The sequence below is a fragment of the Haloarcula halobia genome, assembly GCF_029338255.1.
Lineage (GTDB): Archaea > Halobacteriota > Halobacteria > Halobacteriales > Haloarculaceae > Haloarcula > Haloarcula halobia.
This window is the reverse complement of the sequence record NZ_CP119787.1, coordinates 1,293,199-1,313,954: the sequence shown is the minus strand read 5'-3', so window position 1 is coordinate 1,313,954 and position 20,756 is coordinate 1,293,199. Positions and strand designations below refer to the sequence as shown.

At 68.3% G+C, this 20,756-nt stretch carries 17 protein-coding genes; 7 read left to right on the top strand and 10 right to left on the bottom strand.

Going from position 1 to position 20,756, the window contains the following annotated elements:
• Position 1: 1 nt before the first annotated feature.
• Together ppsA and P1K88_RS06955 are read right to left on the bottom strand one after the other, a co-directional pair.
• Positions 2–2,302 carry a phosphoenolpyruvate synthase gene (ppsA, locus tag P1K88_RS06960; RefSeq protein WP_276413665.1) on the bottom strand — a complete coding sequence of 767 codons (2,301 nt, stop codon included), beginning with the start codon at positions 2,300–2,302 and terminating at the stop codon, positions 2–4.
• 86 nt (positions 2,303–2,388) lie between these two features.
• Positions 2,389–3,294, bottom strand: coding sequence for a PhzF family phenazine biosynthesis protein (locus P1K88_RS06955; protein ID WP_276413663.1), 906 nt, complete (start codon positions 3,292–3,294; stop codon positions 2,389–2,391).
• A 121-nt stretch (positions 3,295–3,415) separates the two neighbouring features.
• Between P1K88_RS06955 and P1K88_RS06950 the strand changes: the two genes are divergently transcribed.
• The gene (locus P1K88_RS06950; protein WP_276413661.1) at positions 3,416–4,108 is read left to right on the top strand and encodes a phosphoribosyltransferase; all 693 of its coding nucleotides are present in this window, start codon (positions 3,416–3,418) and stop codon (positions 4,106–4,108) included.
• A gap of 156 nt (positions 4,109–4,264) precedes the next feature.
• Here P1K88_RS06950 and P1K88_RS06945 read toward each other — a convergent pair whose 3' ends face one another.
• From P1K88_RS06945 to P1K88_RS06915, 7 genes are all read right to left on the bottom strand, one after another.
• Positions 4,265–4,540 carry a hypothetical protein gene (locus P1K88_RS06945; RefSeq protein WP_276413659.1) on the bottom strand — a complete coding sequence of 92 codons (276 nt, stop codon included), beginning with the start codon at positions 4,538–4,540 and terminating at the stop codon, positions 4,265–4,267.
• A 109-nt stretch (positions 4,541–4,649) separates the two neighbouring features.
• The gene (locus P1K88_RS06940) at positions 4,650–5,540 is read right to left on the bottom strand and encodes a DMT family transporter (RefSeq protein ID WP_276413657.1); all 891 of its coding nucleotides are present in this window, start codon (positions 5,538–5,540) and stop codon (positions 4,650–4,652) included.
• A gap of 164 nt (positions 5,541–5,704) precedes the next feature.
• Entirely contained in the window at positions 5,705–6,805 is a 1,101-nt protein-coding gene (locus P1K88_RS06935) for a site-2 protease family protein (RefSeq protein WP_276413655.1), read from the bottom strand.
• Positions 6,806–6,869: 64 nt separating this feature from the next.
• Positions 6,870–7,922: a segregation and condensation protein A gene (locus tag P1K88_RS06930; protein WP_276413653.1), complete on the bottom strand. Its 1,053-nt coding sequence runs from the start codon at positions 7,920–7,922 to the stop codon at positions 6,870–6,872.
• Positions 7,915–11,502, bottom strand: a complete 3,588-nt coding sequence (gene smc, locus P1K88_RS06925) for a chromosome segregation protein SMC (protein ID WP_276413651.1) — start codon at positions 11,500–11,502, stop codon at positions 7,915–7,917. The genes P1K88_RS06930 and smc overlap by 8 nt, the downstream gene beginning before the upstream one ends.
• Before the next feature lie 20 nt (positions 11,503–11,522).
• Complete coding sequence (locus P1K88_RS06920) at positions 11,523–11,831, bottom strand: DUF7518 family protein (protein WP_276413649.1); 309 nt, start codon at positions 11,829–11,831, stop codon at positions 11,523–11,525.
• A 119-nt stretch (positions 11,832–11,950) separates the two neighbouring features.
• A complete protein-coding gene (locus P1K88_RS06915) occupies positions 11,951–12,700 on the bottom strand; it encodes a DICT sensory domain-containing protein (protein WP_276413647.1) in 750 nt (249 codons plus the stop codon).
• Between the two features lie 142 nt (positions 12,701–12,842).
• Here P1K88_RS06915 and gatB point away from each other — a divergent pair, with 142 nt between their 5' ends.
• Entirely contained in the window at positions 12,843–14,360 is a 1,518-nt protein-coding gene (gene gatB / locus P1K88_RS06910) for an Asp-tRNA(Asn)/Glu-tRNA(Gln) amidotransferase subunit GatB (RefSeq protein WP_276413644.1), read from the top strand.
• Positions 14,361–14,619: 259 nt separating this feature from the next.
• Here the strand turns inward: gatB and P1K88_RS06905 are convergent, their stop codons facing one another.
• Positions 14,620–15,168, bottom strand: coding sequence for a hypothetical protein (locus P1K88_RS06905; protein ID WP_276413641.1), 549 nt, complete (start codon positions 15,166–15,168; stop codon positions 14,620–14,622).
• A 113-nt stretch (positions 15,169–15,281) separates the two neighbouring features.
• Here P1K88_RS06905 and P1K88_RS06900 point away from each other — a divergent pair, with 113 nt between their 5' ends.
• The 5 genes from P1K88_RS06900 (at position 15,282) to P1K88_RS06880 (ending at position 20,720) form a co-directional block, all read left to right on the top strand.
• The gene (locus tag P1K88_RS06900; protein ID WP_276413639.1) at positions 15,282–16,685 is read left to right on the top strand and encodes an aryl-sulfate sulfotransferase; all 1,404 of its coding nucleotides are present in this window, start codon (positions 15,282–15,284) and stop codon (positions 16,683–16,685) included.
• Between the two features lie 141 nt (positions 16,686–16,826).
• Entirely contained in the window at positions 16,827–19,310 is a 2,484-nt protein-coding gene (locus P1K88_RS06895) for a DNA topoisomerase I (RefSeq protein ID WP_276413637.1), read from the top strand.
• A 42-nt stretch (positions 19,311–19,352) separates the two neighbouring features.
• Positions 19,353–19,484 carry a hypothetical protein gene (locus tag P1K88_RS06890; RefSeq protein ID WP_276413635.1) on the top strand — a complete coding sequence of 44 codons (132 nt, stop codon included), beginning with the start codon at positions 19,353–19,355 and terminating at the stop codon, positions 19,482–19,484.
• Positions 19,485–19,573: 89 nt separating this feature from the next.
• On the top strand, positions 19,574–19,996 hold the full coding sequence (locus P1K88_RS06885) for a nascent polypeptide-associated complex protein (protein WP_276413633.1): 423 nt from the start codon (positions 19,574–19,576) through the stop codon (positions 19,994–19,996).
• 1 nt (position 19,997) lies between these two features.
• Positions 19,998–20,720 (top strand): methyltransferase domain-containing protein, encoded by a 723-nt coding sequence (locus P1K88_RS06880; RefSeq protein WP_276413631.1) that lies wholly within the window; start codon positions 19,998–20,000, stop codon positions 20,718–20,720.
• The last annotated feature ends 36 nt before the right edge of the window (positions 20,721–20,756 follow it).

Sequence of the window (20,756 nt, the reverse complement as noted above, 5' to 3'; positions counted from 1 at the left end):
GTCAGCGAACCGATTCGAGCAGGAGGCGCTGCTCGACGCGCTTGACCTCGTGTTGGACGTCGCGCACGGCGTCGATGTTCGCCGAGATGGAGGTGACGCCCTCGTCGACGAGGAACTGGACCATCCGCGGCTTCGAGGCCGCCTGCCCGCAGATACTCGTCGCAACGTCGTACTCGCGACAGGTCCCGATGACCTGGCCCATCAGGTCCAGCACGGCGGGGTGGAGCTCGTCGAAGCGGTCGGCGACGTTGTTGTTGTTCCGGTCGACCGCCAGCGTGTACTGCGTGAGGTCGTTCGTGCCAAAGGAGACGAAGTCCAGGCCCGCCTCGCACAGTTGCTCGATGCCCAGCGCGCTGGCAGGCGTCTCTATCATCACGCCCCAGTCGCGCTTCTCGGGGTCGATGCCGACCTCCTCCATCAGCGCCTTCGCCCGCAGGACGTCCTCCGCGTCGGTCACCAGCGGGAGCATCAGCTCGACGTTGTCGTAGCCCAGGTCAAAGAGGCGTTCGAACGCGCGCAGTTCGAGTCTGAACTCGTCGGGCCGGTCGAGCGAACGCCGGATACCCCGGTAGCCCAGCATCGGGTTGTGCTCGCTTGGTTCGTCCTCGCCGCCCTGGAGCTGGCGGAACTCGTCGGAGGGGGCGTCGAGCGTCCGGACCCGTACCGGCCGGGGGTAGAAGGCCTCGGCGACGCTCCGGACGCCGTCGACGATCTCGTCGACGTATGCGCGCTCGCCGTGGTCCTCGACGTAGCGCGCGGGCGTCTTGTTCGTCGAGAGGATCATGTGCTCGATGCGGAGCAGGCCGACGCCGTCGGCACCCGTCGCGGCCGCGCGCTCGGCCGCCTCGGGGATGGAGACGTTGACCTTCACCTCCGTCCCGGTCATCGGCTTGACCGGCGAGTGGGGTTCGACGCTCGGCACGTCCTCTTCCTCGGCGTCCTCGGAGATGGCCGTACCCTGTTCGACGGTGCCCATGTCGCCGTCGAGCGTGACGCGCTGGCCGTCGCGCAGGCGGTCGGTCGCGTCGTCGGCGCCGACGACAGCCGGGACGCCGAGTTCCCGCGAGACGATGGCCGCGTGGCTCGTCATCCCGCCCTGGTCGGTGACGAGGCCGGCCGCGCGCTTCATCGCCGGCACCATGTCCGGCGTGGTCATCTCGGTGACGATGATGTCGCCCTCCTCGACCTTGTCCAGGTTGTCGAGTTTGTCGACGATCTTGACGGTGCCGGTCACCCGCCCGGGACTGGACCCGAGGCCGGAGAGACGGACGTCGTCGCTCTGTGCCTGCATCGACCCGCCGTCGGCGGCGCCGGAACCTTCCGTCGGTTCGGCCCGCTGGGCGCTTGTCTCCGGGGCGCTCGTGCCCTCGTCGATGGTCGTGATGGGCCGGGACTGCAGGAGGTACACCTCGTCTTCGAAGATGGCCCACTCGACGTCCTGTGGCGTGTCGTAGTGCGCCTCGACGCGCTCGCCGACCTCGATGAGGCGGCGTATCTCGTCGGCCGAGAGGACGCGCTCCTCGCGTTTCTCCTCGGGGACGGAGCGCTCGATTGTCTCGCCGTCGTCGCCCCGCACGCACATCACCCGCTTTTCGGCGACGGTCACCTCCTCGATCTCGCCGGAGGTCCGGTCGACGACGTAGTTGTCGGGCGAGACGGCCCCCGAGACGACGGCCTCGCCCAGGCCCCAGGCGGCCTCGAGGATGGCCTTCGGGGCGCCGGTCGAGGGGTGGCTCGTGAACATGACGCCCGACTTCTCGGCGTCGACCATCTGCTGGACGACGACGGCGATGTTGACCACGTCGTGGTCGAAGCCGTTCTCCTTGCGGTAGTAGATGGCCCGCTGGGTGAAAAGCGAGGCCCAGCACTCCTTGACCCGCCGGAGCAGGTCGGCCCGCGAGACGTTGAGGTAGGTGTCCTGTTGCCCGGCGAACGAGGCGTCCGGGAGATCCTCCGCGGTCGCCGAGGAGCGGACGGCGACGTCGGCGTCACCCATCTCGTCGTAGGCCGCCAGCAGGTCCTCGCGGACCGCCGCGGGCAGGTCCGTCTCGAGGATCAGTTCCTGGGCACGCTCTGCCGCCTCGGCCAGCGCGTGCGAATCGTCGGTGTCGACGTCGACCGCCTCGAACAGCGGTTCGTCGATGCCAGTTGCTTCGATGAACGACCGATACGTGTCGGCGGTGACGACGAACGCCGACGGGACCGGGAGCCCCGCCGCAGTCAGTTCTCCGAGAGACGCCGCCTTGCCACCGACCGTCTCGAGGTCGTCGGCACCGATGTCGTCGAGCCACAATGTAGGCATTGACTCGTCTGGAAGGTCACGAAGATGAACTATGGGTCTTCCGGTCACGGCATCCGAGGCCGGTGGTTTACTCGGGGGCGAACAAATCAGACCTCGATGATGTCGTCGGACGTGTCCGCCGCCGGGACCGCCAGCGACCCGTCGAGGGTCGTCACGGCCCGCCCGCCGATCCACACCGCGTGGCCGTCGGTGTCCACCTTCACGGTACCCGGCCGGTCGAGGAAGTGGCCCTGTTCGACGACGACCTGGTCGACGGTGTCGTCGAGAGCGCCCTGCCGGCGGACGTGAGCGGCACAGGCCCCCGCGGCCGTCCCGGTCACCGGGTCCTCCTCGATGCCGACCAGCGGTGCGAACGCCCGCCCGTGCAGGGTCGCCTCGCCGCTGATGGTGTCGAACGTGAACGCGTACAGCCCCTGCGCGCCGACGTCCTCACAGAGCGATTCGATGGCTCGCATGTCGGGGTCGGCCCCGCTCAGGTGCTCGAAGTAGTTTATCGGGACCAGGAGCCACGGGAACCCGGTGTCGCCGACGGCGAGTGGCATGTCCGCGCCGACGTCCCGCAGCGTCGCGTCGTCGACGCCGAGCGCGTCGGCTACGGCGTCCAGCGGATAGTCGACGAGCTCGACGTCGGCCGTGCCCTGGTCGGTCCAGACCGTCCCGTCGAGCTTGCACTCGACGTCGTAGGTCCCCCGCCCGGTCTCCATCGTGTACTCGCCGGCCTCGAGCACGCCGCGCTCGAACAGCGCGGCGTGGGCGGCGACCGTCGCGTGCCCGCAGTTGTCGACCTCTTGCTCGGGCGTGAAAAAGCGGAGGCGCCGGTCGGCGGCCTCGCTCGGCAGGACGAACGCCGTCTCGCTGGCGCCGAGTTCGCTCGCGATGGCCTGCAGCTGGTCGTCGGCCAACCCGTCGGCGTCCGGGACCACCCCGGCGGGGTTGCCCGCCATGGGTTCGTCAGCGAACGCGTCGACGAGCAGCGCCTGTCGCGTCTCCATGACCCCCCGTTGGACCACGCCCGGGTTAGTTCTGCTGGTGGCCGCAACCGACACCGGCCCGCTCGGGCGGGCCGTGGCCGTTCTGAAACCGTTAAGGTGCCGCGCCGACCGACTTCCCCCCATGGGCGAGTTACCGGACGAGTTCCCGTGTACCATCACCAACTGGGAGTACATCTACGGTCTCTGTCGCGACGTGGCCGACGACGTCAGGGCCGCCGAGTTCGACCCCGACGTCGTCGTCGCGCTGGCCCGCGGCGGCTGGTTCGGGGGCCGCTGCCTGTGTGACTTCCTCGGCCTGGACGACCTGGCGAGCCTGAAGATCGAACACTACGTCGGGACGGCCCAGACCGGCGAGGAAGCCGAAGTTCGGTACCCCCTCGCCGACGGCGCCGTCGCCGGCAAGGACGTGCTCATCGTCGACGACATCGCCGACACGGGCAAGTCGATCGAGACGGCCGCGGAGACGGTCCGCGAGCGCGACCCGAGCAGCGTCCGGACGGCGACACTGCAGCTGCTCGACACCAGCGAGCACGAACCGGACTTCGTCGGGGAGTACTTAGAGGAGTGGACCTGGGTCGTCTACCCGTGGAACTTCGTCGAGGACATGTGCGAACTCCTCGCCGGCGTCATGGACAAGAGCGCGGCGTCGGTCCACGACGAGGACGACGTCCGGGAGTTGCTCCGGTCGTACCACGACGTCAGCCACACCGAACTCGAGATCGCCCAGCCCGGGCGACTGGGGGAGGTCCTGACCGAGATGGAGCGGCGAGACATCGTCACCGCGACCGGGGACGGCTGGCGACGTCTCGAGTGAGCGACCCCGGTCGGGTCGTCGACCATCGTCCGTAGTCTCGTGCGGGCGTCGCGTGTGGTCGGGCCAAGCCAGGACAGCAGTCGTCGACGGCGTCGGCCCCCGCCTCGGTCCGGACGCTGGCACTCGACCTCCGCCCACACGTCGAGGGCTTCCGACTCAGTCGACCCGCTCTTCGACCAGGCGGTCCTCGTGGAGTTCGATCCACTCGCGCAGGGGGGCCCGGACGCCGTCGACGGTGACCGTGACGCTGCCGTTCAGCCCCCACGTGGCCGTCGGCGCGTCCTCGCCGAACCGGAGGGGCACCGCCACCTCGAGGTCCTCGAGTTCCAGTTCGAAGGACTCGTCCCGGTCGACCGTCTCGTCGAGCAGTCGCTCGATGACGAGACGGATCTCCTCGGCGTCGGGTTCGAGCAGGGGCGCTCGGTTGCTCATAGACGCCGGTACGTCGGCCACGTACGTCGTTGTTTCCCCTGTCGGGTCGGTGGTAAAGCGGGGGGCCGCGGCCGAAGGTGTGGACAGCCGCCATCGAACGACGCCCGGGCTAGTCGGCCCTGTTCACGAGGAAGACGCCAAGCACGAGTAGCGCACCCCCACCGACCACGCTGAGTCCGGTCCGCTCGCCGAGGAGGGCGGCCCCGAGGGCGACGCCGACGACCGGCTGGGCGAAGAAGTACACCGCGACCGTACTGGCGTCGGCGTACTCCATGCCCTTGTACCACCAGTACCAGGCCGCCGCGGTGCTCAGGAGGCCGAGATAGAGCACGGCGCCGACGACGGGGAGCGTCACCGAGACGGCGCTGAGGGCGTTGGGGCGCACATACAGTTCGACCGGAACCAGCGCCCCGAACAGCGGCACCGACAGGACGGTGGCGTACGTGGCCGTCTCGAGTGCTGAGTACCGTTCGATGAGCGGTTTCGCGTACACGGAGAACGCGGCGAAACTGAACGCCGAGAGCAGCAGGAGGCCGCCGCCGATGCCGCTCCCGCTCGCCAGCGCACTGACGTCGTACTGCCCCAGGAGGACGACGAGCGTGCCGACACAGGCGAGGCCGATGCCGGCCAGCTTCCCGCCGGTGAGGCGTTCACCGAGCGCGACCACGCCGAGCCCGACCATGAAGACGGGCGTCAGGATAGTGAGCAACGAGCCCTGACTCGCGTTCGTCAGGTCCGTCCCGACGAACTGGGTCGTGAGCGCCGCCGTGAGCCAGACCGCGAGCGCGGCGAACCGTCGCCACTCCGTCGGGGAGAACGACCGGGTCGGCGTCGTCAGCCGAACGACCAGGTAGAGGACACCAGCACCGAGTGCGACGCGGAGGAAGGCGAGCGTGAGCGGCGGAATCTCGCTGAACCCCCACTTGCTGACGACGTACATGCCGCCCCACACGACCGCCGCGAGAAGCGGCGCCGTCGCCAGGATCCGTTCGCGGTCCATCGACCGACTGTCCGTCCACGGGGATTAAGACCCCGTGGATTCGTCACCGGACGGGATCTGTCTTCCAGACCGGGACCCCGGGTCATCGAGGGAGTTCGAACGCGTCGACCGTGGCCCCAGAGCGGCTCCGTTCGGCCGGCTGAGCGTCGTCGGCCCCGTCGCCGTCAGCCCAGCACCAGCGGGATGGGGACGAAACAGAGCGCGCCGAGAACGAGTGTCAGGAGGCCCACGGCCTTGCGCCTGGTCCCGAGGGACGTCTCGTCGACCGGCGTGACCGAGCCGGCCCGGCTGAACACGAGCGTCAGGACGCCCCAGAACGCCCACAGCGCGGCGGCACGGCCACCCTCGAAGACGTAGAGGTAGCCGGCCAGGCCGAACAGGGCGACGGGGACGGCCCGCTGGACGAGGCGCATCCGGTCACCGACCAGCGCCCGGGTGACGTGGGCGCCGTCCAGCTGTCCGACGGGGAGGAGGTTCAGGAAGGTCACGAAGGCACCGACCCACCCGCCGATGACGACCGGGTTCGGGAGGAGCCGCGGGTCCGCGTAGGTGAGTTGCTCGCCCATGAGCGCCGCGACGCCCTGGAGCAGGAGGGGGTAGCCGAGTTCGACGCGGGTGGCGATGCCGCGCGTGACCTCGACCGGCGGGAGCGTGACGCCGATCGCCGTGACGACCACCGTCGCTGCCAGGCCGGCCAGCGGCCCGGCGACGCCGATGTCGAACAGGGCCCGCCGCGAGGGCATGTTGTCACGCATGCGGATGACCGCCCCGAGCGTCCCCAGCAGGTTCGGGAGCGGGATGAAGTACGGGAGGCTCGCTTGCACCTCGTGGCGGCGCGACAGCGCGTAGTGGCCGAACTCGTGGACGGCCAGGACGCCCAGCACGGACACGGCGAAAGGCCAGGCGGCCACCAGTGCGGTCGGGTCCTCGGGTACCGAGAGCCCGTACCACCGGGTGCCCGCGTAGAGCGTCGAGAGGAGCGTCACCAGTGCCAGCGTGACGTTGACCCACGGGATTCCGTCGACGCCGAGCGACCGCTCGGTGGCGACCAGGACGTACTCGCCGGTCTCGTGGCGCAGTGAGACCCGGTACCCCCGTTTGCGGAACCACGGCGCGACCCGCTGGACGACCTGCTCGGCCTCGGTCAGCGGTTCGCCGTAGTAGCGCACGCCGTCGCTGGGGGAGGTGTCCACCTCGTAGACGACGAACGTGTCGGCCAGTCGCTCGGGTTCCGGGATCCCTGTCGACGACGACTGCTCTGCCATTACGTACCGTTAGGGCTGGAGCGGTTTAGACCTGTTTCCGCCGCGTGGCGCCTTCGCACCGGAGTCAGTCCGCGATGGCCTCGCCCGGCCCCGTCGCCGCGCTCGGGTCCTGGATCCAGAGGTCGCCAAAGAGGTCGTCCTGTTCGAGTCGCACGCGGCCGCGGTGGGCCAGAAAGAGGAGGCCGAGGAACGTCTCGACCCGGGACCCGCCTGCGGTCTCGATTTCGCGGTACAGCACCTCCGTGCGGCCCTTCTCGTACTGCTCGCGGACCGCCGCGAACACGTCGTCGATGATGTCGTCGATGTGCTCGGCGTGGGCGGTACCGGTGACGTCTTCGGCCGTCGGTTCGTCGTCGAGGCGCATGTCGTCGGCCCCGCGGTAGTCCAGTTCCTGTGTCCCCCGGGCGAAGCCCTTCGGGGACCCCGAGGTGTCGTACTCGCGGGACTCCTTCCACCAGGAGTCGCGCTCGGCGTCCCGCAGGTCGCGGACGAGTTCGTCCAGCGTCTGTGGCATCCCGCGGGCGCGCCGGCGTTCGAGCCGCCGGTCCATCTCGGATTCCAGCGCGGCGAAGGGGTCGGGTTCGTCGATGGGGGCACCCTCGGTCATCGCCTGCTCCCACGGTTCCGCCGGTTCGTCCTCCGCCTCGTCCTCGCCGAGCATGGCGTCACTCTTCATCCGGACGAGGACCGATGCGTAGAACAGCGCCCGGCCGCCGGTCCGCAGGTCGCCCTCGTCGAGGCGTTCGAGGAACTTGTCGGTGACCCGGACCACGTCGATGTCCCACGGGTCGATCTCGCCGTCGTCGGCGAGCTGGACGAGCACCTCGACCGGTTCGCCGTCGTCCTCGTCGGCGTCCTCGCTGTCGGGGTCGCCTCCGCCTCCCGGCGACTCGACGTGCCCGTTCGTCGTCGGGTCCACGTCGTCGCCGGCCTCGTCGGCACCGAACAGCGATTCGGCTGACGAGGACTCGCCTGGCGGCTCGCGGTCGTCATGTCCGGTGATGTCGAGGGGGATGTCGTCGTCGGGCCTCTCGCCATCTCGCGGGTCGCTTCGCTCCCCGCTCGAGTTCTCCGAGGGCCCTCCGTCGCTTCGCTCCGTCGGCCCCTCGCTAGTCATCCGCCGGCACCTCCTCGTCCTCCGGGCCGTCGCCGGAGAGGTCGATGCCGGTCACGGCACTCACGTTGTCGCCCTGCATCATCACGCCGATGGCGCGCTCGGAGCGTTCCAGCAGGGCCGAGCGGTGCGAGACGACGACGAACTGGGCGTCGCTCGCGAGTTCGTCGACCAGTTCGCCGACGAGGTCGGCATTCTTCGCGTCGAGGAAGGCGTCCACCTCGTCGAGCGCGTAGAACGGCGCGGGGTTGTGGCGCTGGATGGCGAAGATGAAGGCCAGCGCAGTCAGGGACTTCTCCCCGCCGGACATGGCGTTGAGCCGCTGGATGGGCTTGTCGCCGGGCTGGGCCTTCATCGTCAGTCCGCCCTCGAAGGGGTCCGCCTCGTCCTCGAGGTGGAGGTGGCCCGTGCCGTTCGAGAGGCGCTCGAAGATGTCCTCGAACTGCTCGTTGATGGCGTCGAACGACGCCATGAACGTCTCCTTCTTGCGGGCCTCGTAGGTCTCGATGCGGTCGCGGATGCCGTCGGCCTCCTCGATGAGCGTCTCGCGCTTGTCCTCGAGATCAGCGAGGTCGTCGGCCACGCGGTCGTACTCTTCGATGGCGCGCATGTTGACCGGTTCCAGGGCCTCCATCTCGCCGGCGAGGCGCTCGATCTCGGACTCGACCGTGTCGTGGTCCGGGACGTCCTCGGGGTCGTAGTCGCCGACCTGGCCCTCGAGCTCGTCTATCTCCCACTCGAGACGGTCCTCGGTCTCGCGTTCGTCCTCGAGGTCGCGTTCGACCTCGGTGACGGCGGCCTGTTGCTCGTCGCGGGCCTCCTTTGCCGCCTGGAGGTCCTCGCGCAGGTCCTCGCGTTCCGCTTTGAGGTCGGCCAGTTCGTCCTCGAGGTCCGCGACCTCGGCCTCCTTCTCGGCTTTCTCGGCCTCCTTCTCCTCGACTTTCGCTTCGAGTTCGACGATGCGCTCCTCGTGTTCAGCCTTGCGGTTCTGGGCCGCCTCGATGTCGTCGTGGAGGTCCTCGATGGCGTCCTCGGCGTACTGTTTCTCCAGTTGCAGTTCGTTGAGTTCGGCGTCCCGGTCGTCCAGTCGGTCCTCCAGGGCGTCGATCTCGTCCTCGATGGCCTCACGCTCGTCGGTCAGCGCCGGGAGTTCCGAGTCAGCGACCTCCGCTTCGAGATCGTCGATGTCGCCCTGGAGCGTCGCGATCTCGTCGTTCTTGGCCTCGATGTCGGCCTCCAGCTCGTCCATCTCCTCGGCGACGGCCTCGCGCTGGCCAGCGATCTCCTCGAGGTCGGCCTCGAGTTGCTCGATGCGCTCGCGGGTCTCCTCGACCTCGCGTTCGGTCTGCTCGATGCTGTGCTGGATGTCGCGGACCTGCTCGGTCGCCTCGGTCTCGCGGTCGCGGGCATCGTCGAGGCGCTCCTCGACGTCCCGGAGGTCGGCGCGCACGTCGGCGCGCTGGTCCTCCAGTTCGGTGATGCGCTGTGCGACCCGCTCTAGTTTCCCAGCGCCCCCCGAGAACGAGTAGCGCGTCCCCGAGGAGGACCCGCCGGTCATCGCGCCGCTCTTCTCGACGAGGTCGCCGTCCAGCGTGACCATCCGGTAGTCGCCCATCAGGTCCCGCGCTGTGCTCATGTCGTCGACGATGACGGTGTCGCCGAGCACGTACGAGAAGATGCCCTGGTACTCGGGGTCGAAGTCCACGAGGTTGTACGCGAAGTCGACGACGCCGTCTGCGCTGGGCAGGGACGGCAGGCTTCGGGGCTGCATCTGCGTGATGGGGAGGAACGTCGCCCGGCCGGCGTTGCGCGACTTCAGGTACTCGATGCAGGACTGGCCGACGCCGTCGTCGTCCACGACGACGTGGGCGAGTCGGCCGCCGGCGGCCGTCTCGCAGGCGGTGGCGTACTCGGGGTCGACCCCGCCCAGCTGGCCGACGGTCCCGTGGACGCCCGCCCGGTCGGCGTTCAGGATGGCCGTGACTGCCCGACCGTACGAGGAGTCGCCGTCCTGGCCGGCCTTGGCCTCGAGTTCGGCGTACTCCTGCTGTTTCGCGCTGATCTCGTCCTCGAGATCGTCTACGTCCGACTGCAGTTCCCGTTTCTCTTCGCGCAGGTCGTCGACCACTTCGCCGATGGTCGCCTTGTTCTTCTCTGCCTTCTCGAGTTCCGTCTCGAGGTCCGCGATCTCGGCTTCGAGGTCCGGGATCTCGGCCTCCAGGTCCTCGATGGCGTCTCGCTTCTCGTCTTCCTCGTTCGAGCGGCGACGGGCCTCGTCCAGCAGGCGGTCCTGCTCGCGCTGGAGGTCGTTGCGCTCGCTTTTGAGCGTCTCTAAGCGCTCGCGTTTCGCTTCGAGTTCCTCCTTGACCTCCTCGAACTCCTCGCCGACGGCGTCGATGCGGGACTGGACGTCGGCGAGCTCGCTCTCCTTGTCGGCGATGTCGGCCTTGACGTTGGATTTCGCGACCTTGGTCTCGCGGATGTCGCTCTCCAGGTCGTCGACCGTCTCCTGCTTGCGGTCGATCTTGACGAACGCCTGGCGGCGCTCGTTCTCGGCGTCCTCGACGGCCGCCTCGGCGGTCGCGATCTTGTCCTCGAGCCGCGAGATATCGCCCTTTATCTCCTCTATCTCCCGCTTGATGGCGAGCTGTTCGTCCTCGCCCTTGCGCTCGATCTCGTTGTTGAGCTCGTGGAGCTCGTCCTCCAGGCGGATGACCTTCCCCTGGCGCTCGTCGAGTTCGGCCTGGAGGTCGGTCAGTTCCGACTCGAGGTCGTCGATGGCCTCGGTGACCGCCGCGAGTTCCTCGCGCTTGTCCTCGAGTTCGGCGGCCTTCCGGTAGCCCTCGTACTCCTCTTTCTCCTCGCGGAGCGACTGGTACTCCAGGGCCGTCTCGCGTTCGTCCTCGAGCTGGTCGAGGCGGCCCTGCTTCTCCTCGATGCGCAGTTCGGCCTCGTCGATGCGGTCTTGGACCACCTCGAGTTCCTCGAAGGCGTCGGCCTTCTTCTGGTCGAACTGGGCGACGCCGGCGATCTCGTCGATTATCTCCCGACGAGACCCGGCGGTCATGTTGATGATCTCGGTGACGTCGCCCTGCATGACGACGTTGTAGCCCTCGGGCGTGACGCCGGCCTGGGCCAGCAGGTCCTGGATGTCCCCGAGGTTGACCGAGCGACCGTTGATGTAGTAGTAGGAGTAGTAGTTGTCCTCGGTCTCCTTGACGCGGCGCTTGATGGCGATCTCGTCGACGTCGCCGATGTCCTCGGTGCCGGCGGCGTTGACCACCTGCGAGCGCTCGAGCGTCCGATCCTCGTTGGCGAGGATGACCTCGACGCTGGCCTGGCGCTCGCCGCTGTACTCGGCGTCCTCGTCGGCGTGCCCGGGGTTGTAGATGAGGTCGGTCAGCTTCTCTGCGCGGATGCCCGACGTACGGGCCAGGCCGAGTGCGAAGAGGACGGCGTCGATGATGTTGGACTTGCCCGAGCCGTTCGGGCCGCTGATGGTGGTGAAATCCTCGTAGAAGGGGATTCGAGTCTTGCGACCGAAGCTCTTGAAGTTGTCAAGGACGAGCTCTTTGATGTGCATACGGTGGGCGGACCGTCTCCCTACGCGACGATGATGTCCGACTCCGAGTCCTCTGTGGACCCGGACTCTGCGTCGGCCTCGGCGTCGCCATCGGACCCGGCCGCGACTCCCTCCCTGTTGTCAGCCCCGTCGGTGTCCTCCGTGTTAGGTGTATCGGCCCGCTGGTGGCTCACCGTGCCGTCGTCGCCGAACCCGAGGTCCTCGTCGACGGCGTTTTCCAGTTCGCGAAGTCGGACCTTGCACTCGACGAGTTCGTCTGTGAGCCCCTCGACGGACGCTTCCAGTTCCTTGACGTGCGCTTCGAGTTCCTCGACACGGTTGCCGCACATATGAGAACACCAACCGGTCCGGCCACTTATACCTACGTCAGACATTGACACATATTTTGACAGGTCGGGCGCGACACACAGGTGCCGGTTCGGCGCGAACCGGTCACACGGCGGACCAGTCACGAACGGTACGTGTTCTCGACGTACTCGGTGACCGCATCGGTCACCTCGCCGTCGAACGTCCAGCACCCGCGCCACTCGTTGTCGCCCGTCTCCTCGGCCACCAGCGCCGCCTTGGCCGGGTCCGGGCACCCGGTGTGGACGACGAACCAGGAGCGCCGGAGCTCCTCGGTCGGCGACGTGTAGACCGCGACGTCCTCGCTCACCGACAGTTCGCTGTCCGGAACGCCGTAGAGGTGGACGTCGACGTCCCGTTCGACGAGTCGCTCGTAGACCCGGCGCGTCCCCCGTTCGTCGTCGATGCGCGAGAGGTACTGGAATCCCGCGTGGAGTGTTCCGTCGCCGTGCTGGAGCGCCAGCGACTCGATGTGGCGGGACATCTGGATGAGCAGCATCTTCTGTTTGCCCGAGACGGAGAAGGTCGTCTCCTCGAGGTTCGCGAGCACCTCCGGCGTCTGAACCTCGTCGACGGGGCGCGTCCCGGTGGTGTAGAGGTCGGAGTTGACCATCAGGACGCTCCTGGCGATGTCCTCGAGCGACGACATGCCGAGTTCCGCGCCGTTCTCGTCTTCCAGCGTGACCGCGTCCGTCACCGCCCCGTCGTCGCTGGACCCCTCACGCACGTCGACCGTCGGCGTGTCGACCATCCGCCGGAGCATCCGCACCAGCGGGGCGGGTTCGTCCTCGTTGTACACGGTCAGCGTCTTCCCCCCCGTGCTGACCGCGTCGATGAACCGTGCAATGGTCACGCGTGGCCGTTGTAGTTCGGAGATATTAGCGTTTGCCCTCTGATCGAGTAGCAGCCCCCGGAGCCGGCGTGCTCGCGGGTCGGCGACACGGCGGCGCGCCGGGGTCGTTAGCCTTTAGCCACCGGACGCCGAACGCCGGGTAATGACTGCACAAGCCGCCGAGTCCGGCGAACTCGCGGCCGTCATCGGGCTGGAGGTCCACGTCCAGCTCGAGACGGACACGAAGATATTCTGTGGCTGTTCGACCGACGTCGCCGACGACGACCCCAACACCCACACCTGTCCGGTGTGTCTCGGCCTGCCGGGCGCGCTCCCGGTCGTCAACGAGGGGGCCGTCGAAGCCGCCGTGAAGGTCGGCAAGGCCATCGACGCCGACATCCCCGAGGAGACCGCCTTCCACCGGAAGAACTACTACTACCCCGACCTGCCCAAGAACTTCCAGATCACCCAGTACGACGCGCCCATCTGCCAGGACGGCGAACTGGAGTTCGGCGTCGAGGGCGAGCGACGCTCGGTCGCCATCCGGCGGGCCCACCTCGAAGAGGACCCCGGCTCGATCAAGCACGTCCGCGAGGGCACCGGGCCGCTGGAGTCCCGGACCTGCTCTATCGACCGGGCCGACTACACGCTCGTCGACTACAACCGCGCCGGGACGCCCCTGATGGAGGTCGTCACCGAGCCCGACTTCCGCGCCCCCAAGGAGGTCCGTTCGTTCCTCGAGAAGCTCGAGGAAGTACTGGAGTACCTGGGCGTCTTCGACGCCACCCGCGACGGCAGCCTGCGCATCGACGCCAACCTCTCGATGGTCGACGCGAGCGAGGTGGACGACGACGGGACCATCGACGAGTCGGTCCTCGCGGACGCCAACCGTACCGAGGTCAAGAACATCTCCAGCCACAAGGGTGCCGAGCAGGCCCTGGCCTTCGAGGCCTCGCGCCAGCGCAAACTCATCGAGTCGGGCCGCGCCGTCGAACAGGAGACGCGCCACTTCAACGAGACCCACGGCAACACCGTCTCGATGCGCTCGAAAGAGGAGGAGAAGGACTACCGCTACTTCCGCGAGGCCGACCTGCCGCCGCTCCGGGTCAGCCACTGGAAGGCGGAACTCTCGATTCCGGAACTGCCCGACGCGCGCCGCGAGCGGTTCGTCGCCGAGTACGGCCTCAGCGAGGAGGCCGCATCGAAACTCACCTCGACGAAACAGGTCGCGGACTTCTTCGAGGACGTCGCCGAGCAGTTCGACGCCGACCTGGCGGCGACGTGGGTCGCCGACAACCTGCTTGGCGAACTCAACTACCGCGACATGCAGATCACGGACGTCTCGGGACGGTTCGACGAGGTGACCCGCCTGGTCGAACTGGTCGCGAACGAAGAGATCACCGCGAAGAACGCCCACGAGACCGTGCTCCGGCAGATGCTCGACGAGGGCGAGGACCCCGACACCGTCGTAGAGCGCGAGGGCCTGGGCAAGACCTCCGGCGACGCCGTCCAGCAGGCTGTCGAGGAAGCCATCGAGGAGAACCCCGACGCCGTGCAGGACTACGACGACGGAGAGGGCGGCGCCATCAACTTCCTCGTCGGCCAGGTGATGCAAAAGACCGGCGGCAGCGCGGACCCCGGCGAAGTGAACGGGTTGCTTCGGGACGCGTTGGACGAGTAGCATCCGAAGCGCGCAGCGCTTCGGTTCACGGGACCGAACGAAGTGAGGTCCCGCCTTTTTCCCCCAGGTTTTTCGAGGATGGGTTCCCGCAGCGAGCGAAGCGAGCGAGGAAACCCGACGACGAAAAAGGTGGTTGTGAAGGGTTGTTGCGCGAGGAACTGGACGAGTAGCGTCCGACACGCGCTGCGCATCGGTTCACGGGACCGAGAGAAGCGGGGGGACGCCGGGACGAATCGCGGAGCGCGAATACGCCCCCGCGCTAACTGTCGACTCCCTCGCCCGCGTCGCTCCGGGACTGGTTCCCGTCGGGGATGATGGCCGGGTCCCTCCACAGGAGCGTGACGAAGATGGCGATGGCCGACAGCTCGATTATCTTGATGACGCCCTCGACGGGTTCGACGACGAAGTGGTCGAGGACGAGCGCGAGGCTGCTCTGGTCGTGGTGGTGGCCGCCGCCGCCCGCCGACGGGGCGCTGAAGCTGTCGACGAGGAAGGCGCCGTGCCCGGTGGTGTGCCAGAACACCCAGGCGGCGACCGAGGCCAGCAGGACGACAGTGCCGGCGACGTATGCGTCACGCAGCCCGACGACCTTCCGCGTGACGAGATGCGGGCCCGCAAACAGCAGCGCCGCCATCGCGACAAAGAGGAACGGACGCGGGTCCGGTGGCAGCCCCCGCCCTGTGAGACTCTCCAGGGCCTGCAGGTAGATGATGCTGCGCGGGAGACCCCACCAGAGGTGGAAGGCCGCCGTCGCGAAGACGAGCGTGGCGGCGACACCACGGAGGACGCGAGCGGTCCGGGAGTCCATGTCGACGCTCTGGTCGGCAGCGTCATGAGCGCATCGGAAGTGCCCGCGGCGGCCAGGACCGCCCCTCGGAACGACTCGAAGGGATTAATCCGTCCCGCCCCGCAGGCGGGAGTGTGTTCCCGAGTATCAGGTCGCGCCGCTGGGCCGTCCGCGGCGTCGTCGCCCTCCTCGTCCTGTCGCTGCTGACTCCGATGCTGGTCAGTGCGGTGACACACGAACCGTCGGACGCACAGACACTGCAACGTGGCACGCTGACCAGTCCCGCGAACGGGACGACGGTGGTCAGCGCGCAGGGCTACACCTTCCAGGGGAACACCAACCGCAAGAAGCCCGCCCGCCTCGTGGCGGTGGACGAACGCGGCCGCCTGGGGTGGACCCACCGGAACCCCGAGGGGACCAGTGGCTGGTTCTTCGACATCGACCCGCTGCCCAACGGGAACCTGCTCGTGGTCTCGCCCCGCGAGGGCAAGACGCTCGTCTACGAGTACGACCCCGATACCCAGGAGCGGGTCTGGAAGCGGCTGCTCCCCTACGAGGACACTCACGACGTGGACATGCTCAACGACACCGCGCTGGTGATCTCACACATGCGAGCGTGGGAGGCGTCCAACGAGACGTCGATGGACGAGATCGTCGTCTACAACCTCACGACCGACGAGGTGACCTGGACCTGGGCCTACCGGAACCACTTCCCGCCCTCGACCGACGGCGGGATGGACGAGGACTGGACCCACAGCAACGACGTCGACGTCGTCGGCGACGACCACTTCCTGGTCTCGCCGCGCAACTTCGACCAGGTGTTGCTCATCAACCGCACCACCAAGGAGATCGACATGCGTCTCGGCGAGGACGGGAACCACAGCATCCTCAACGAGCAGCACAACCCCGACTTCCTCCGTGGAGAGGACGGGACGCCGACGATGCTGGTCGCCGACAGCGGCAACAACCGCGTCGTCGAGTACGCCTACACGAACGGCACGTGGACCCGGACCTGGAGCGTCGGGTCGAACACGCTGAACTGGCCCCGTGACGCCGATCGACTCCCGAACGGCAACACGCTCATCACGGACACGCTGAACCACCGCGTCATCGAGGTCACGCCTACCGGCGAAGTCGTCTGGGAGTACTACGTGACCTGGGGCCCCTACGATTCAGAGCGCATCGCCCACGGCGACGGGTCGAACGGGCCGACCATCCGCGAGCAGAACGCCACCGGCACCTACGACATCACGGGCAGCGCCAACCTCTCGGCCGGCGGCGAGCAGAACGTCTCGGTCGGGACGTTCATCGAGGCCACGTTCGCCGGGACGCCGCTTGCCGGCGTCGCGAGCGAGGTGAGCACCGTCTGGGGCCACTACGCGCCGTGGCTCCGTCCGGTGTGGATGACCGGGTGGGCGCTGTTCTACGGCCTGCTGGCGGCCGCCCTTGCGATCGCCTGGCTGCTGGCGGAGGTTGGCTTCTTGGGCTATCGCCACCTCAGGGCCCGTCGGGACGGGGCGCCGGAACCGGCCGACTAGGCAACCTCTCGCGGGCGTGGGCCCGCCCCCGCAGCCGCCCGCAACCGCACGCATACCCGCGCTGTCGGCCGATTTCCCCCGAAAGTCTTTAGACTCTCTCGCGGCGTATCGACCGCTAATGACAGCACAAGGTGGTGGGCCGTGGAGCTGATTATCACCGAGAAGGACAACGCCGCGCGCCGCATCGCGGAGATTCTCTCGGAGGGCAGCGCCTCGACCGAGCGACGCAACGGCGTGAACGTCTACCGCTGGGGCGACAAGCGGGTCGTCGGGCTCTCGGGCCACGTCGTCGGCGTCGACTTCCCGCCCGAGTACAGCGACTGGCGCGACGTCGAGCCCTCGGAGCTCATCTACGCCGACGTCACGAAGGAACCGACCCAGGAGAACATCGTCACGACGCTCCAGCAACTGGCCCGCCGGGCCGACGAGGCCGTCATCGCGACCGACTACGACCGCGAGGGCGAGCTCATCGGCAAGGAGGCCTACGAGCTCATCCGCGCCGAGACGGACATCCCCATCTCGCGGGTCCGCTTTTCCTCGATCACCGACCGCGAGGTCACCGAGGCGTTCGCCGACCCCGACGAGGTTGACTTCGACCTGGCGGCGGCCGGCGAGGCTCGCCAGATCATCGACCTGGTGTGGGGCGCGGCGCTGACGCGCTTCCTCTCGCTGTCGGCCCGCCAGTTGGGCAACGACTTCATCTCGGTCGGTCGGGTGCAGTCACCGACGCTGAAGCTCATCGTCGACCGCGAGCGCGAGATACAGGCCTTCGAACCCGAAGCCTACTGGGAGCTGTTCGCCGACCTCGCGAAGGACGGGTCCAGTTTCGAAGCCCAGTACTTCTACGACGACGACGGCACCGAGGCCGAACGCGTCAAGGACGAGGGCGAGGCCGACGCGGCCCACGCCGACCTGACGAGCGTCGACGCCGCGGCGGTGACGAGCGTCCGCCGGCGCACCCGCGAGGACAGTCCGCCGACGCCGTTCAAGACAACCGCCTTCATCTCGGCGGCCAGCTCGCTGGGCTACTCGGCCCAGCGCGCGATGTCTATCGCCGAGGACCTCTACACCGCCGGCTACATCACCTACCCCCGGACCGACAACACGGTCTACCCGGAGGACCTCGAGGAGGACGCCCTGCTCGACGCCTTCGTCGGGTCGCCGACGTTCGGCGAGGACGCCGAGTCGCTGCTCGAACAGGACGAGATCGTCGCCACCGAGGGCGACGAGGAGACGACCGACCACCCGCCCATCCACCCGACCGGCGAGCTCCCCTCGCAGAGCGACCTGTCGGACGCCGAGTGGGAGCTATTCGAGCTCGTCGTCCGCCGGTTCTTCGCGACGGTCGCCGAGGCCGCCACCTGGGAGCACCTGCGCGTCGTCGCCGACGCCGCCGGCCGCTCGCTGAAGGCCAACGGCAAGCGCCTTCTCGAGCCGGGCTACCACGCCGTCTACCCCTACTCCAGCGCCAGCGAGAACCACGTCCCCGACGTCGAGGAGGGCGAGGAGCTGGCCATCACCGCGGTCCGCCTGGAGGACAAGGAGACCCAGCCGCCCCGCAGATACGGCCAGTCGCGGCTCATCGAGACCATGGAGGGGCTCGGGGTGGGGACGAAGAGCACGAGACACAATACCATAGAGAAACTCTACGACCGCGGCTACATCGAGGGCGACCCGCCCCGGCCGACGAAGCTCGCGATGGCCGTCGTCGAGGCTGCCGAGGAGTTCGCCGACCACGTCACCAGCGAAGAGATGACCGCCCAGTTAGAGCGGGACATGACCGCCATCGCCGAGGGCGAGGCCACGTTAGACGAGGTGACCGACGAGTCCCGCGAGATGTTAGAGAAGGTCTTCGAGGAACTCGAGGACTCGCGCGAGGAGATCGGCGAGTACCTCCAGGAGTCGCTGAAGGCCGACAAGACGCTGGGGCCGTGCCCGGAGTGTGGCGAGGGCATGCTCGTCCGGCGCTCGCGTCAGGGCTCGTACTTCGTCGGCTGTGACGGCTTTCCCGAGTGTCGCAACACCCTCCCGCTGCCCTCCACCGGGAGCCCGCAGGTGCTCGACGAGGTCTGTGCGGACCACGACATGAAACACGTCAAGATGCTCGCGGGTCGGGACACCTTCGTCCACGGCTGTCCCCGCTGCGAGGCCGAGAAGGCCGAGGCGAGCGAGGACGAGGTCATCGGCCCGTGTCCCGAGTGCCACCAGGAGGAAGGCGGCGAACTCGCGATCAAGCACCTCCGCTCGGGGTCACGGCTCGTCGGGTGTACGCGCTATCCCGACTGTGACTACTCGCTGCCCCTGCCCCGAAACGGCGACATCGAGGTGACCGACGAGTTCTGCGAGGACCACGACCTGCCCGAACTCGTCGTCGACCCCGCCAGCGACGACCCCTGGGAACTTGGCTGTCCCATCTGTAACTACGAGGAGTACCGGGCTCGCAACGCCGTCGAGGACCTGGAGGACCTGAACGGCATCGGCGGCGCGACCGCCGAGAAGCTCGAGGCCGCCGGCGTCGACTCGCTGGACGCCCTGCGCGAGGCCGACCCCGACGTCGTCGCTGCGGAGGTCCAGGGCGTGACCGCCGGCAAGGTCCGCGACTGGCAGGACCAGCTCGAGGCCTGAGCCGCGGACGACACCGACGACGACCGGCGACCGGGCGTCCGTATGGGTCTGCCGACGCCGTGGCTACCCCGACCAGCCTACCAACGCCGGTCTCGTGCGCTCGTGACGACGGTGATATACGACGGCTACGAGGGGCTGGGGGACCGCAACGAGTGGGGCCCGGTCGGCGAGTGAACGCCACCGTCACTGCTCGTGGACCGACTCGACGGCGGCGAGAGCCGACGGGTCGTGAGACTTTTCCCCTCGCACTGCGGATTCGGAGTATGTTCGGCGGAGGCGGCGGGATGGACCCGCGCAAGCTACAGCAGATGATGGAACAGATGGGCATCGATATGGAGGATATCGACGCCGAGGAAGTGATTATCCGGACCCCCGAGGAGGAACTGGTCTTCACCGACGCGGAGGTCCAGCTGATGGCCGCACAGGGGCAAAAGACCTACCAGGTCGTCGGCGAACCCGAGTCCCGGGCCCGCGACGGCACGAGCAGTGTGGCCGACGAGACGGAAGCAGAGGCCGACGACGACGAGAGCGACGAGGCCGACACGGAGTCGTCCGGCCCGGTGACCATCTCGGAGGGCGATATCGAGCTGGTGGCGATGCGTGCCGGCGTCGACGAGGAGACCGCCCGGCAGGCGCTCGAGGACAACGACGGCGACCTCGCCGACGCCGTCGACCAGCTGGAGTAACGTGGCCTACCTCTTCGTCCACGAGGACCGCGAGTACCTGCTGGAACCCGGCGAGCGCTTCGAGTCCGACCTCGGTATCCTCGAGGTCCCCGAGGACGTCGCGGCCGGCGAGGTCGTCGAGACCCATCTCGGCACGAGCTTCACCGTCCGCCGACTCCGCGGGCCGGACCTCTTTACCCACCTCGAACGGACCGGCGCGCCGATGATGCCACGGGACGTCGGCCTCGTGGTGGGCAAGACCGGCGTGGCCGCCGGCGACCGGGTGCTCGACGCCGGCACCGGGACCGGCATCCTCAGCGCCTACATGGGCCGGTTGGGCGCGGACGTGGTGACCTACGAGCGGGACCCCGAGTTCGCCGCGGTGGCCCGGGATAACATGGCGGTCGCCGGCGTCTCGGAGGCCGTCGAGGTGCGGACCGGCGACGTCACCGACGACATAGACGACCTCTCCGGGTTCGACGTCCTCACGCTCGACACCGAGGACGCCCCCGCCGTCGTCGAGCGGACGCCGACGCTGCTGGAACGGGGCGGGTCGCTCGCGGTGTACTCCCCGTTCGTCGAGAACACGCGGGCGGCAGTCGAGGCGGCCAGAGACGTCGGGCTCGACGACATCGAGACGCTCGATACCGTCCAGCGCGAGATGGACTTCGACGAGCGCGGGTCCCGGCCCTCGACGGCCGGGGTCGGCCACACCGGCTACCTCACGTTCGCCCGTCGGCCGTGACCGCGCTGCAGAAGTGGTGCGGGAGGCATACTTTCA

What these genes read in the sequence shown, in the direction of transcription:
- ppsA (WP_276413665.1), bottom strand. Translation starts at nt 2,302, where the DNA reads ATGCCTACATTGTGGCTCGACGACATCGGTGCCGACGACCTCGAGACG.
- P1K88_RS06955 (WP_276413663.1), bottom strand. Translation starts at nt 3,294, where the DNA reads ATGGAGACGCGACAGGCGCTGCTCGTCGACGCGTTCGCTGACGAACCC.
- P1K88_RS06950 (WP_276413661.1), top strand. Translation starts at nt 3,416, where the DNA reads ATGGGCGAGTTACCGGACGAGTTCCCGTGTACCATCACCAACTGGGAG.
- P1K88_RS06945 (WP_276413659.1), bottom strand. Translation starts at nt 4,540, where the DNA reads ATGAGCAACCGAGCGCCCCTGCTCGAACCCGACGCCGAGGAGATCCGT.
- P1K88_RS06940 (WP_276413657.1), bottom strand. Translation starts at nt 5,540, where the DNA reads ATGGACCGCGAACGGATCCTGGCGACGGCGCCGCTTCTCGCGGCGGTC.
- P1K88_RS06935 (WP_276413655.1), bottom strand. Translation starts at nt 6,805, where the DNA reads ATGGCAGAGCAGTCGTCGTCGACAGGGATCCCGGAACCCGAGCGACTG.
- P1K88_RS06930 (WP_276413653.1), bottom strand. Translation starts at nt 7,922, where the DNA reads ATGACTAGCGAGGGGCCGACGGAGCGAAGCGACGGAGGGCCCTCGGAG.
- smc (WP_276413651.1), bottom strand. Translation starts at nt 11,502, where the DNA reads ATGCACATCAAAGAGCTCGTCCTTGACAACTTCAAGAGCTTCGGTCGC.
- P1K88_RS06920 (WP_276413649.1), bottom strand. Translation starts at nt 11,831, where the DNA reads ATGTGCGGCAACCGTGTCGAGGAACTCGAAGCGCACGTCAAGGAACTG.
- gatB (WP_276413644.1), top strand. Translation starts at nt 12,843, where the DNA reads ATGACTGCACAAGCCGCCGAGTCCGGCGAACTCGCGGCCGTCATCGGG.
- P1K88_RS06905 (WP_276413641.1), bottom strand. Translation starts at nt 15,168, where the DNA reads ATGGACTCCCGGACCGCTCGCGTCCTCCGTGGTGTCGCCGCCACGCTC.
- P1K88_RS06890 (WP_276413635.1), top strand. Translation starts at nt 19,353, where the DNA reads ATGGGTCTGCCGACGCCGTGGCTACCCCGACCAGCCTACCAACGCCGG.
- P1K88_RS06885 (WP_276413633.1), top strand. Translation starts at nt 19,574, where the DNA reads ATGTTCGGCGGAGGCGGCGGGATGGACCCGCGCAAGCTACAGCAGATG.